Source organism: Aerococcus sp. Group 2, assembly GCF_905125285.1.
GTDB lineage: Bacteria > Bacillota > Bacilli > Lactobacillales > Aerococcaceae > Aerococcus > Aerococcus urinae_E.
The window spans coordinates 245,765-258,281 of record NZ_CAJHPA010000001.1 but is presented as its reverse complement, the minus strand read 5'-3'; the positions used below and the strand labels follow the sequence as shown (position 1 = coordinate 258,281).

The 12,517-nt window shown below is 38.4% G+C and carries 11 protein-coding genes; 4 read left to right on the top strand and 7 right to left on the bottom strand.

Translation table 11 applies throughout. The features are described from left to right. Window positions 1–72 precede the first annotated feature (72 nt). Both JFU01_RS01125 and pnuC read right to left on the bottom strand, forming a co-directional pair. On the bottom strand, window positions 73–966 hold the full coding sequence (locus JFU01_RS01125; RefSeq protein WP_230086921.1) for a diacylglycerol/lipid kinase family protein: 894 nt from the start codon (window positions 964–966) through the stop codon (window positions 73–75). A gap of 97 nt (window positions 967–1,063) precedes the next feature. Beyond that, window positions 1,064–1,690, bottom strand: coding sequence for a nicotinamide riboside transporter PnuC (pnuC, locus tag JFU01_RS01120; protein WP_195855509.1), 627 nt, complete (start codon window positions 1,688–1,690; stop codon window positions 1,064–1,066). 178 nt (window positions 1,691–1,868) lie between these two features. On the opposite strand from pnuC, the gene JFU01_RS01115 reads away from it, so the two are divergent. The 4 genes from JFU01_RS01115 (at window position 1,869) to JFU01_RS01100 (ending at window position 4,073) form a co-directional block, all read left to right on the top strand. Further along, window positions 1,869–2,297, top strand: a complete 429-nt coding sequence (locus JFU01_RS01115; protein WP_195855508.1) for a universal stress protein — start codon at window positions 1,869–1,871, stop codon at window positions 2,295–2,297. A gap of 15 nt (window positions 2,298–2,312) precedes the next feature. Continuing rightward, window positions 2,313–2,747, top strand: a complete 435-nt coding sequence (locus tag JFU01_RS01110) for a universal stress protein (protein ID WP_195855507.1) — start codon at window positions 2,313–2,315, stop codon at window positions 2,745–2,747. Window positions 2,748–2,833: 86 nt separating this feature from the next. After that, window positions 2,834–3,481, top strand: a complete 648-nt coding sequence (gene nth, locus JFU01_RS01105; RefSeq protein WP_195855506.1) for an endonuclease III — start codon at window positions 2,834–2,836, stop codon at window positions 3,479–3,481. Beyond that, window positions 3,474–4,073 carry a 5-formyltetrahydrofolate cyclo-ligase gene (locus tag JFU01_RS01100; RefSeq protein WP_195855505.1) on the top strand — a complete coding sequence of 200 codons (600 nt, stop codon included), beginning with the start codon at window positions 3,474–3,476 and terminating at the stop codon, window positions 4,071–4,073. Before nth ends, JFU01_RS01100 begins: the two co-directional genes overlap by 8 nt. On the opposite strand, the gene JFU01_RS01095 is transcribed toward JFU01_RS01100, so the two are convergent. The 5 genes from JFU01_RS01095 to JFU01_RS01075 all read right to left on the bottom strand — a co-directional run bounded on the left by JFU01_RS01095 (window position 4,039) and on the right by JFU01_RS01075 (window position 12,307). Continuing rightward, window positions 4,039–4,497 (bottom strand): aminoacyl-tRNA deacylase, encoded by a 459-nt coding sequence (locus JFU01_RS01095; RefSeq protein ID WP_198434170.1) that lies wholly within the window; start codon window positions 4,495–4,497, stop codon window positions 4,039–4,041. The genes JFU01_RS01100 and JFU01_RS01095 overlap by 35 nt on opposite strands. Beyond that, a complete protein-coding gene (locus JFU01_RS01090; RefSeq protein ID WP_195855504.1) occupies window positions 4,490–5,347 on the bottom strand; it encodes an NAD(P)H-hydrate dehydratase in 858 nt (285 codons plus the stop codon). The genes JFU01_RS01095 and JFU01_RS01090 overlap by 8 nt, the downstream gene beginning before the upstream one ends. Window positions 5,348–5,444: 97 nt before the next feature. After that, window positions 5,445–6,791: an NADP-specific glutamate dehydrogenase gene (gdhA, locus tag JFU01_RS01085; protein WP_195855503.1), complete on the bottom strand. Its 1,347-nt coding sequence runs from the start codon at window positions 6,789–6,791 to the stop codon at window positions 5,445–5,447. A gap of 119 nt (window positions 6,792–6,910) precedes the next feature. Beyond that, window positions 6,911–7,423 (bottom strand): ComE operon protein 2, encoded by a 513-nt coding sequence (locus JFU01_RS01080; RefSeq protein ID WP_195855502.1) that lies wholly within the window; start codon window positions 7,421–7,423, stop codon window positions 6,911–6,913. A gap of 249 nt (window positions 7,424–7,672) precedes the next feature. Then, complete coding sequence (locus JFU01_RS01075) at window positions 7,673–12,307, bottom strand: MucBP domain-containing protein (RefSeq protein WP_195855501.1); 4,635 nt, start codon at window positions 12,305–12,307, stop codon at window positions 7,673–7,675. Window positions 12,308–12,517: the final 210 nt, after the last annotated feature.

Here is a 12,517-nt window from a genome sequence, read left to right as displayed (position 1 = left end):
AGACTCCTATTACTTTTCCTTAGTATACACTAAAGCCTTATTAAATTGTCTTAAATTTATTTAAATTAGCCTTTATTGAACTGCTTGGGTCTTAGGAACATAGAAATTAATGTGCTTAGGCAATAATTCAATTTCGCATGGGAGGTATGGTCCATCGTTACCATCAATATCGACCTGGGTTTCATTATCATCAGAATTCGTGATGGTTAACTTGGAACAGGCAAAGCTTTTGATCGAGTCATTATCTTCTAATTGACCAAAAAGGATATCCTTAAGGGCAGATAATTTTGACCCGGTTGATTCATCAGTTAAAATGTACACTTGAAATTGACCGTCTTGTAAATTACTTTGTTCATTAGAGAAGACCAAGTTTCCCACTTGGTTAGTTAATAGAACAAATACATGACTGGCTTTGCCCTCAAAACTTTCGCTATCAGATTCTATTTTAATAGGATGGGTATCATCTTTAGGTAGAGCTGATAGAATATTCTTCAGGTAAGCAAAGGAGCCGAATTGTGATTTCTCTTCGGAGCTGGTTCCTGTGGTTGCTTCAATTAACTTGCCAAAACAAACATAGTAGTTGAAATATTGATCATTACAGCGGCCAATATCTAAACTATGGCGTTCTTCCAAATCTAAGTCTTCGATGTACTGATCAATATCTTCAGAAATATTAAATAATTGGGCAAAAGTATTGTTAGTTCCTGCTGGGAAGAAACCTAAAGTGGGTCGGTAGTCCTGGCCGGCGAGCCCATTGACCGCTTCATTAATGGTTCCATCACCACCAACAGTAAATAAAGAATCATAATGGCCTTGACAGGCTTCCTGGGCAAACTTCAAGGCGTCATTGTCTCCTTCAGTCTTTTTTATATCGACTTGATCAAACTTACCGTTGAGAAAATCAGCTAGTCGTTTACCGTATTCCTCGCCTTGATTATCTCCAGATCCTGGATTGACAATTATCATAACCTTCCTCATCATTATCCCCCTCTTTTAACTATTGTAATTTAATTGTACAGATTATTTTGCCTATTTAACAGTCTAATCCCCTGTCTATGCTGGGCTAATTTTTCCAGTTAATAAAACCGCGGCAGGCATTGAGTGAAAAGACGAAATACATGATGGCCATTTGTGGTACCCCCTGCATGAGGAAAATATAAAGGGAGATAAGATTAGTGATTAACCATAAAATCCAGCTGGCCCGCTTTCTTTGCACCAATTGCATGTATTGAGCAATGATAGCTGTCGCATTATTAAATGCATCCCAGAAGATAAATACGCCACCGAGAAAATAAGAAACGGTTCCCAAACCAAAGAACCCCACTAAAACAGCGAAGCCTACTAAACGCCAATTCGTCTTTTCGTCTACAATAAGCTCCCCGGATTCATCTTTATGATGTTGCCATTGTTGAAAACCAAAAATTTGGGTAAATAAATAATAAATGCTGGTAAACATGTCACCAAAGATCCGATTACGGCCGGCAACTATAGCAGCAGAGATATTTTGAATTGCGTTAAAAATAAAATTTCCTTGCCACTTCTTAGCCAAACCAATAACTCCAATCAGCCCCATCCAGGAAACTAAGTTAGGTAAATTAAACCAACCATTTTGAAAAGACCCCCAGGCTGTGATGGCAACTAATAAAATATCAGTGATAAAATTAAGGCTTTGACGATATTCTTTTTTCACTCAATTGATCCTCCTATATATGTATTTTTATCGAATGATAGATAAACCTGTTAAATATCTTACCATGGAAAATTTACTCCTACTAGTCAAAGTTAGAGCCTCAGGCTATTATTGATTATAAGTGTTTAGATTGCTAAAATAATAATAAAGAAAACGTTTATATAAGGGAGGAATATTCATGTCAATAAAAAGAAAAATTTTAGTTGCTGTCGACGACTCTGACCAAGCTCGCGATGCTTTTGTTGAAGCGGTCACTATCGCCAAGGCTAAGGAAGCCAATTTGTACTTGGTATCTGTTATCGACGAAGATATCTTATCTAACCGTGAAGAAAGTGATTATTCTCACAGCCTCGTTGGGCAACGGCAAGAGTTACTCAATAATTACCGTCAACTTGCCAAGGATCAATTTGACTTTGATCAAGTCAATGCTGAGGTCTTTGTAGGCGAGCCTAAGCGACAAATCATTCACCTTTTAAAAGAAGATCCTGCCTTTGAATTGATTGTTGTTGGGGCAACTGGGAAAAACGCAAGAGAACGTCTCTTTATGGGTTCCGTTTCTCAATTCGTTGTCCGTCACTCCCCTGTTTCGGTGCTCATTGTACGCTAGTAAGGAAGGTTAATTATGCCAGAGAAAAGTATTCAAAAAATAATGGTACCTATTGATGGTTCTGAGCCCGCCAAGGCTGCCTTTGAACAAGCCCTTGAATATGCTCATATTTATCAAGCTAAACTCTATATTTTTAGTGTAGCTGCTGATTTCTTACGCTATGATTTTGATGACTTTAATTTAAAAGCCCATGATCATGAATTATGCGCCTACCAAGAATTATTAAAGAATTACCAAAAAGAAGCTCAAGAGGCCGGAATTACAGATATCAGCATTGAAGCCCGCCCTGGAGATCCTAGAAAAGAAATTCTTGACTTTGCCGAAGAACATGAAATTGATTTAATTATGATGGGTTCGACTGGTAAAGGCGTACTCGATCGTTTACTCATTGGATCTGTTTCTGAGTATATTATGATCCATGCGGCCTGTGATGTTTTCATTGCTAAATAATTCCTGCTTAATAAAAAGAAGCTGGCCACCCTGCCAACTTCTTTTTTTGTAAAATTTACTTATATTTAATAGAAAAGGTGTTTTTATTGCTTTTAACTGATTCAGAAACTTTATCCGTTCTGAAAGAAATTATGGCCCTCTTTCCCGACGCTGGCCCTAGCTTAAACTTCAATTCTGTTTACCAATTACTCGTCGCTGTGATGCTCAGTGCTCAATCCACCGATAAAAAGGTTAATGAAGTGACCCCTGATCTTTTTAAAGCTTTTCCTACGCCCAAACACTTAGCCAAAGCCAGCCCCCTGGATATTGAACCCTTTATCAACCAACTAGGCCTCTATCATAGCAAGGCGCGCTATTTGCATGCAATGGGCCAACAATTAATTGACCAGTACAGTGGCCAAGTTCCCAGTCAACGTAAAGATTTAGAAAGTCTAAGTGGTGTGGGGAGAAAAACAGCCAGTGTCGTCCTCAGTCTAGGCTTTGACCAGCCAGCCTTTGCTGTCGATACCCACATCAGTCGCATAGCAAAACATCATCACTTTGTCGATCCAAATGCTACGGTAAGAGAAGTGGAAAAACGAATTACTAAGGTCCTGCCTGCTAGTGAATGGAAGGATGCCCACCATGCTTTAATTGCCTTTGGCAGGACGATTTGTACTGCCCGTAACCCTCAATGCTATCGTTACCCGCAATTATTCCCCCACCAAGAAAAGGAGACAAAGCGAAATGACTGATGAAATCGATAAAGCAAAAGCTAGTCTACGCAAAAAAATAAAAAGCAAACGTCAAGCCCTTCCTCAGTCTTATTATCACTGGGCAAATGAAATCATTAGCCATAAATTAGTCAACTTTTCGATTTTTTATCAAGCTAAGTGTATATTTCTTTTTTCCAGTATGCCCTTTGAATTTAATACCCAAGAACTGATTAATTTTTGTTTTAAGCAAGAAATTCAAGTTGTTCTTCCCCGAGTTCAGGGAAAGTCACTAGATTTGCACTATATTGATGAATCGACCACTTATCAAAAAAGTAGATATGGTATTTTAGAGCCTCAAGCTAATAGTCCCCAAGCTGACATTAGTATGGTTGATCTCATCATTTTACCCTGCTTAAGTTGTAACCGCCAGGGTCAACGTTTAGGTTACGGTGGAGGCTATTATGACCGCCTCTTGGCTAATTTTAAAGGAATAACTATTATCCCTTACTTCGATAAACTAATGACCTCAGATATTCCTTGCAAAGACTATGACATAAAAGCAGATTACATTATAAGTGAAAGTGGTATCTTTTCGACTAACGAATCAAATGATCGACCTTTCCCTGAGTGACTTCTATTAGAGCCTTAGGATCCAGTCCGATTTGTTTGCCTCGTTCACCGGCACTGACAAATATTTTCTCTTCCTTAAGACAAGAGTCATTGTACCAAGTCCGATAATTTTTCTTCATACCTAAAGGCGAACAACCGCCCCTCATATAGCCGGTGAGGTCCAATAGTTCCTTAACATGGACTAATTCAACTCGCTTACTATTAATGACGCGAGCACATTGCTTAAGGTCAAGCTCTTGGTCAAGTGGTATCACAAATACAACGATTTCATGGTCATGGCTTCTAGCCACCAAGGTCTTGTAGGACGATTTCCCTGCTTGCGGTTGAAAACTACCATCTCTATATGGAATGGTGGCTTCTTCATAAGGGATCTTGGCTTGGTCTAAGAGGCGCATAGCATTGGTCTTTTTATGTTTTTTACTCACGTTCTGCCTCCATCTCTTTCATAACTCTGGGTAAGAGATCAGCGATTTGACTAGGACGAACAATATATTGATCTTGGTAAATGCGGTCTGCAATATAACTATGGAGAAAGGTCGCTGCCTTCAAAGCGGCTTCATGATCTGTATATTGGCCCATAAAGCCACAAACCATCCCAGTCAAGGTATCACCCATTCCACCAGTTGCCATACCAGGATTGCCGATAGCTAATTGATAAAAGTTTGAATGGTCAGCAAAATATAAACGGCTAGGGGCTCCTTTAAGGACCAAATTTAGTTGATATTGGTTAACGAATGATTGAATTCCTTCATTATCGTGATAGGGAATTTCACCATGCGATAAGCGTTCCCATTCCCCATAATGTGGAGTTAAAACGAGGTATTTTGCCTGGGATAATTGGTCTAAGCCCTGGTCTTTTTGACTGAGAATAGAAATCGCATCAGCATCAATGACCAATATTTTGTCAGCAATAACTTGTTTAATGAGTAACATAATCTGGTTAAAGCGTGAATGGTCGCGACCAAAGCCGGGCCCAATGCCAATCACATCAGCCTTTTCAATGGCCTTCTTCAAGCTATCTTGCCGACGCCAATCACTAACCATCACTTCAGGTAAAACGCTATGGATGGCAGGCCGGTTTACTGGATCGGTAAAGACAGTCGTCAGTCCTGCCCCACTATTGACACAAGCCATCGCGGCCATCTGAATTGCACCACCCATGGACTGATTGCCTCCGATCAAAACAATATTGCCGTAGTCGCCCTTATATGAATTGGCTTGGCGCTTGGGAAAATGTTGAATAATTTCAGATTTATCAATTTCAACTTTCTCCATTTGCTCATCCCTTTCTCTTTGCCCAGTATAATTTGATTACGAAAAAGAGCGATTTTAAACATCGCTCTTTTTCAACAATATACTCTTTTTAAAAGGATTAAACAAGTCCTTGAGATAACATCGCTTGAGCAACTTTACTAAAACCAGCAATGTTTGCTCCTGCAATTAAGTTATAAGGGTCATTGGTGTATTTTTCAGCGGCTGAAGTCGCTTGTTGATAGATATTGTCCATGATATCTTTTAATTTTTGGTCGACTTCTTCAAAGGTCCAAGATAATCTTTGACTATTTTGAGACATTTCTAAGGCTGATACGGCCACCCCACCTGCATTAGCTGCTTTAGCTGGGCCGACAAATACACCGGCTTCAAGAAGGGTATCTGTTGCAGCTTTATCTAAAGGCATATTGGCACCTTCAGAAACATATTTAACCCCATTCTTAACGGCTTGTTCAGCACCCGGTTTTTTCACTTCATTTTGCGTAGCACATGGCATCGCCACATCAACATCAATAGCGTGTTCCCAAACGACACCTTCATAATAAGTAGCACTTGGTCGTTCTTCAGCGTACACCTTGATCCGTTCACGTCTATTTTCCTTGACGTCTTTTAGTAAATCTATATCGATGCCTTCTTCATCAACAACATAGCCATTGGAATCGGAAACAGTAACAACTGTAGCCCCAAGTTCTTGAGCTTTTTCAGCCGCATAAATAGCCACATTACCAGCTCCAGAGACCATAATCCGTTTGCCTTCAATAGCTTCTCCCTTGGCAGCTAACATATTATTCAAGAAGTAAACTGCCCCATAGCCAGTGGCTTGGGTACGAGCGAGTGAACCTCCATAAGTTAAAGGTTTTCCGGTAATCACACCATTTTGGAAACCATTTAGACGTTTATATTGGCCGTATAAGTAGCCAACTTCACGGGCACCCACACCAATATCCCCTGCTGGAACATCCATATCAGGACCGATATATTTTTGTAATTCAGTCATAAAGCTTTGACAAAAGCGCATAATTTCTTGGTCAGATTTGCCCTTAGGATCAAAGTCAGAACCACCCTTACCTCCGCCAATAGGTAAGCCGGTTAAGCTGTTTTTAAAGATTTGTTCAAAACCTAAGAATTTTAAAATACTCTTATTAACGGTTGGATGGAAACGTAGACCACCTTTATATGGCCCAATTGCTGAATTAAATTGAACCCGAAAAGCGGTGTTAACTCGAGCCTTACCTTGATCATCCATCCAAGGCACTCTAAACTCAATGATACGTTCTGGAATAGCTAAAATTTGTAATAGGTTAGCCTCAATATATTCGGGATGTTCTTCAAAAACAGGTTCAACACTATCTACAAATTCATGAAGGACTTGTAAAAATTCTGGTTCCTGTTCATACTTCTTATCCCACAATTGACGTGTTTCTTGAAGATATTCTTTTGCGTTCATATTACATTCACACTTTCTATTGAGTATAGATATAAACTGATAAAACCTATTCCTATGGAGAACGATTAAATCATATGAAGATTATAGCAGATAATGAATTAGATGTCAGACAATTCTGATTATGAAAACGAATTCTTTTCTTTACTCTGTTTTTCCTTCTCACAATTGAGTAAATTTTGTTGGTGAAGTTGATGGAAGAAATCATCTTCTAACTGTCTCTTCCAGACCGTTACCCCGGTTTTTTGGTAGAGTTCCAGGGCGTAAGGATGATTATGATAGTCATAGAGATAAGATACTTTTTTTATTCCAGCTTGAATAATTTGCTTGGTACAAGGCAAGCAAGGAAAGTGCGTCACATAGATTTCAGCGCCCTCAGTAGAAACACCAAATTTAGCGCACTGAATAATTGCATTCATTTCAGCATGGATCGTGCGCACACAATGCCCGTCTTCTAGGTAGCATCCCCCGTCATTGCAGTGCGTCTCCCCACTGACAGAGCCATTATAACCTCCAGCGATGACACGATTATCCCTAACAATCACAGCTCCCACCATCAAACGGTCACAAGTGCTCCGCATCGATAAAACCAAGGCTTGTGATAAAAAATACTGATCCCAAGGTATACGCTTCATGGCTATCCCCCTATTTCTTGATACCCTCATTATACCAAAGCTTAGAGTCTTGAAAAGAAATGTAAACGTTAAATATCAATTTATGCTTCTTGTAAAAATGCTATAAAAAGTAAAGAAAAACCCTCCTAACTATTCGAAGTATAGTTGGGAGGGCTTGCTTTAACTAGCAATATTTCTATTTGAAACTTCACTTAAAACGAATTACTCAGTACAAGTAGTCATTAAATAAAGTATCTGGAAAGTAAAAAATTAAATCTTTCTTTTCTTAAAGACTCTAGCACCTACTAGAGTAAGAGCTAGCCCAAAAACTGATGTCAGTGAAGATGAGCCGATAGACCCAGTCGTAGGTAGAGTAGAGGAAACATTCGTTGGTGTAGTAGCTAATTTAGTATAATCACTTGGATTATCAAAAGAAGCGTCTCCTTCTTTTTCACTTTCCTTAGCTTGTGTGTTCTGAGTAGAAATTTTCTTGCTGGTTTCTGGTAACACTTCTACTACCTTGTCAACTGAATCTACTTTCTTAACCTTATCATTCGTTTGGCGGCTATTATGTTCTTGAACAGGTTTTTTAATATCCTGTAACTTCACATAGATATAGGTGACTTCTTGCTTGATATTCTCGATGTATTGGCCTTGCGTACTCTTACCTGCCTTATCAAAGTGTGCTCCGTTCTTAGCTTCCACTTTCACTAAGCGGTAACCGGACTTATCTTTTTTAGAAGTGATGTATTGTTCAGTTGATTTTCCACTAGTTTCTGGAATATCTACTAGCTCATCAATTGAAACAACTTTTCCTTCTTCATCAACTGTTTGATAGATATGGTGTTCTTGGAAGATTCCTTTTTCTTCTACTGGTAGCTCCTCTTGGACTTTTTCGTAGATATAGGTCACTTCTTGTTTGGTATTTTCAACATAGTTGGCTTTGGTTTCAGCACCATTCTTGTCGAATTGGCCACCATTTTTTGCTTCAACTCTAACCAGTTTATAGCCAGCTTTATCCTTCTTAGAAGTGGTGTAAGTTTCGTCTGATTTACCTTCAGTAGTCTTACCATTTTCTTTGGAATCTTCTGAAATCACATTGCCGTTCTTATCAACAGTTCTATAAATATGGTGTTCTTGGAAGGAGCCTTTCTTCTCAACTGGTGCTTCTTCTTGAACTCTTTCGTAGATATAAGTCACTTCTTGTTTAATGTTGTCAACGTAGTTGCCTTTAGTTTTGGCACCGTTCTTATTAAACTTGCCACCATTCTTACCTTCAATTTTAACCAGTTTATAGCCAGCCTTGTCTTTCTTAGAAGTAGTGTATTTTTCTGAAGATTTTCCTTCAGTGGTCTTACCATCTTCTTTGGAATCTTCAGAGACCACATTCCCGTTCTTATCTACGGTTCTGTAGATATGGTGTTCTTGGAAGGAACCCTTTTCTTCTTGGACTTTTTCATAAATATAGGTGACTTCTTGCTTGGTATTGCCTACGTAATTGGATTTAGTTTCGGCACCATTCTTATCAAATTGACCGCCATTTTTAGCTTCTACCTTAACTAGTTTATAGCCAGCTTTGTCTTTCTTCGAAGTGGTGTAAGTTTCGTCCGATTTCCCTTCAGTAGTCTTTCCGTCTTCTTTAGAATCTTCAGAAATAACATTCCCGTTCTTATCAACGGTTCTATAGATATGATGTTCTTGGAAGGAACCCTTTTCTTCTTGGACTTTTTCGTAGATGTAAGTTACTTCCTGTTTGGTATTGTCAACGTAGTTACCTTTGGTTTCAGCACCATTTTTATCGAATTGACCACCGTTTTTACCTTCTACTTTAACCAATTTATAGCCAGCTTTGTCTTTCTTAGAGGTAGTGTAAGTTTCGTCAGGTTTTCCTTCAGTAGTCTTACCATCTTCTTTGGAATCTTCAGAGATTACATTCCCGTTCTTATCTACGGTTCTGTAGATATGGTGTTCTTGGAAGGACCCTTTTTCTTCTTGAACTTTTTCATAAATGTAGGTAACTTCTTGCTTGGTGTTGTCAACGTAGTTTGCTTTGGTTTCAGCACCGTTCTTAGCGAACTTGCCACCATTTTTGCCTTCAACCTTGACCAGTTTGTAGCCAGGCTTGTCCTTCTTAGAGGTGGTGTAAGTTTCATCGGATTTTCCTTCAGTAGTCTTACCGTCTTCTTTTGAATCTTCAGAAATCACATTTCCATTCTTATCAACGGTTCTGTAGATATGATGTTCTTGGAAGGAACCTTTTTCTTCTTGGACTTTTTCGTAGATGTAGGTGACTTCTTGCTTGGTGTTGTCAACGTAGTTTGCTTTGGTTTCGGAACCATTCTTAGCGAACTTCCCACCATTTTTCCCTTCAACCTTAACGAGTTTGTAGCCAGCTTTGTCTTTCTTAGAAGTAGTGTAAGTTTCGTCAGATTTCCCTTCACTGGTTTCACCATCGGTAACCTCATCGGTTGAAATCACATTGCCGTTCTTATCAACGGTTCTGTAGATATGATGTTCTTGGAAAGAGCCTTTTTCTTCTTGAACTTTTTCATAGATGTAGGTCACTTCTTGTTTGGTGTTGTCAACGTAGTTTGCTTTGGTTTCAGCACCATTTTTATCGAACTGACCACCATTTTTCCCTTCAACTTTAACCAGTTTATAGCCAGGCTTGTCCTTCTTAGAGGTGGTGTAGTGGTCGGAAGATTTTCCTTCAGAAGTTTCACCATCGGTGACTTCATCGGTTGAAAGGACATTTCCGTTCTTATCAACGGTTCTGTAGATATGATGTTCTTGGAAGGAACCCTTTTCTTCTTGAACTCTTTCGTAGATATAGGTTACTTCTTGTTTGGTGTTATCAACATAATTTCCTTTAATTTCGGAACCATTCTTAGCGAACTTCCCACCATTTTTGCCTTCAATTTTAACCAGTTTGTATCCAGGCTTGTCTTTCTTAGAAGTGGTGTAAGTTTCTTCAGATTTTCCTTCGGTAGTCTTACCGTCTTCTTTGGAATCTTCAGAAATAACATTTCCGTTCTTATCAACAGTTCTGTAGATATGGTGCTCTTGGAAGGAGCCTTTTTCTTCTTGAACTCTTTCGTAAATATAGGTCACTTCTTGTTTGGTGTTGTCCACGTAGTTGGCTTTGGTTTCAGCACCATTCTTAGCGAATTTCCCACCGTTTTTACCTTCAATCTTAACCAGTTTATAACCAGGCTTGTCTTTCTTAGAAGTGGTGTAAGTTTCGTCTGATTTCCCTTCAGTAGTCTTGCCGTCTTCTTTTGAATCTTCAGAAATCACATTCCCGTTCTTATCAACGGTTCTGTAGATATGGTGTTCTTGGAAAGAGCCCTTAGGTTTATTAATCGGTTCATACCAATAAGTAATCTCTTTCCCTGCAGGTTGCCAGCCACTAGTCCAGTAGGATAATCTTTGCCCTTTTGACATATCGTTAAATTTATAACGAGTTTTTCCATCATTCGAGAATGATAGAATTCCTTTGTCATCTTTCCATAAGAAATTGACACCGATGTACTTAGCATCTGACTTCACCCCTGCCACTGATGAAGCGATTGGTTCTGAAACATATACTTGGTAATCTTTTTCTTGTACTTTTCCTTTGTTTACTAGTTCAACGACTTTTCCATCAACCGTCTTATAGTTTCTGATTGGAAGTTTAACTCCTGTAGCCTTATCCCACATTTCAATGACAATATCACCATTATCATTAACCACTGTACGACGAACAACAAATGTTCTAGAAACGCTAGCTGCGTTATTAACAATCGTATTGACTATTGAAAAACCCTTACCGGCCCAATAAGTACCATTGATTTTACCTTCAGGATAGTTCGATGCTTTGACCAAACGATAATCGTCTTTATTAAATTCTTTATAAAAACGCTCTTTCGAACTATTGGTAATGTAGCTGTCTCCTACAAAAGCAGGGAATTCTTGAGAAGGGGCTAATTGTTTTTTCGTTCCAACTTCTAAATAATTGACCAGAACCTTTGTCTTATGTGGCAATGATTGGTTATATTCGTCATGGGCACCGTTATGGTATTCATATTTATCAGGAATAACAGTCTTAACTGCAGCTGCATACAAACTCTTAGCAGAATATTTATTTGTCCGCTTCCAATCTTCGGCACGGTCAAATACTAAATATTCTCCGTTTTCATCCACTTTGAATTTTACTTTAGGTAAGTTGGCCTTAGAGAAGTTTGCATCCTGACCAAAGAGAGGAAGGGGTATCTCACCATTCTTATCTAATTTATAAGTATTAATCAGTTTCTTATTCTTGTCATAAACACTTCCTTCATATTCATTTGTCTTTAAATGAGTGTTCACAGCAATGTAATAAGCATCATTATTTCCCGATTGATCTGACAGGGCGAAAACATTAGTGACACGTTTATCTGCATCATCTGATTTTACAAAACCGACTGTTTCAGGTAATTTTGCGGGGCTTACCTTGTTATATTTTATAGGATCTTCATCATACTTCAATTCTTTATCTTTCACTTCAGGATCCCTTACAAAGTGCGTGACTTTTAAATTTGCATCACTTGCGGTTGGCATAGGATCTTTAGCATTTGTAGGTGCTGCTGTTTTAACTTCTTGAGATTTTTCAGCTTTGTTTAGAGAATTTTTATTAGTGTCTTTATTTTCTGGCGCTTCACCAGCATTATAAAAACTCACTTTATCAGGTAAGTTCTCATTTTTTTCACCAGTTAAAGACGGAGCTTCTTTCTCTCTAGCGTGGCTAGGTGTATTGTCTGTATTTGAAATTTCGTCCGCATAAACAGGCCCTCCTTGAGCAAACAAAAGAGTAGCAATTAGTACAGAACCAACACCCACAGATAATTTTCTGATAGAGAATCGCTGTCTTTTTTCATAATTATTCATATTTGTTTTATTCTCCTTTATATATTTATAAATTATGATTATATTATACACAATTAGGGTGTTTTTAAAAGCGGTTTTATAAGTCTTTGATGTCAAAATTTTTAAAAAATAATACACCGTAAAGAGCCTATCCCTTCGATGTGATTTCGTATAATTTATAAGGCTTACATTCTAATTCAGGGAATACTATTCACAAGTTTATAAATTGTG